Origin of the sequence: Paraburkholderia mimosarum LMG 23256 = NBRC 106338, assembly GCF_000739815.1 — a bacterium.
Classification (GTDB): domain Bacteria; phylum Pseudomonadota; class Gammaproteobacteria; order Burkholderiales; family Burkholderiaceae; genus Paraburkholderia; species Paraburkholderia mimosarum.
In genome coordinates, this window is the sequence record NZ_BBJJ01000365.1 from 1 (window position 1) to 603 (window position 603).

At 62.9% G+C, this 603-nt stretch carries 1 protein-coding gene; it reads right to left on the reverse strand.

Going from position 1 to position 603, the window contains the following annotated elements; genetic code table 11:
- Positions 1-603: non-ribosomal peptide synthetase (locus BMI01S_RS37905; RefSeq protein WP_042293665.1), on the reverse strand; the 603-nt coding region annotated here is incomplete at both ends.

The window sequence follows — 603 nt, forward strand, 5'->3', positions numbered from 1 at the left end:
ATCATTTGAACGGCGAGCAGGGAATGTCCGCCAAGCGCAAAGAACGAATCGTATCGACTGACTGTGTGGACGCCGAGCAGTTCACGCCAGATGTCGGCCAGTGCGATCTCAAGTGCTCCGACGGGGGCCTCGTACGCAGCATGGGCGAGTGAGTCGGCATCCGGAGCGGGCAGTGCCCGGCGATCGAGTTTGCCGTTGGGGGTGAGAGGCAACGCGTGCAGCCGCACGAAAGCGCTAGGGACCATGTAATCGGGCAGGCGGCTGGCGAGCCAGTCGCGCAGTTCACCTGGCGATGTTTCGCTGCCTGTGACATAGGCCACCAGACGTTTGTCCGTGTCGCCGAGTGCGACTACGACGGCTTCGCGTATGGCGGGGTGCTCTGCGAGAGAGGTTTCGATTTCGCCGGGCTCGATGCGGAAGCCGCGAATTTTAACCTGGTGGTCGTTGCGACCGAGGAACACAAGATTGCCGTCAGGCAGGTAGCGGGCCAGATCACCGGTGCGATACATGCGGGCATCGGAGCGATGGGAGAAGGGATCGGGGAGGAAGCGTTCGGCGGTCAGTTCCGGGCGGTTCAGATAACCACGAGCCACGCCTGCGCCG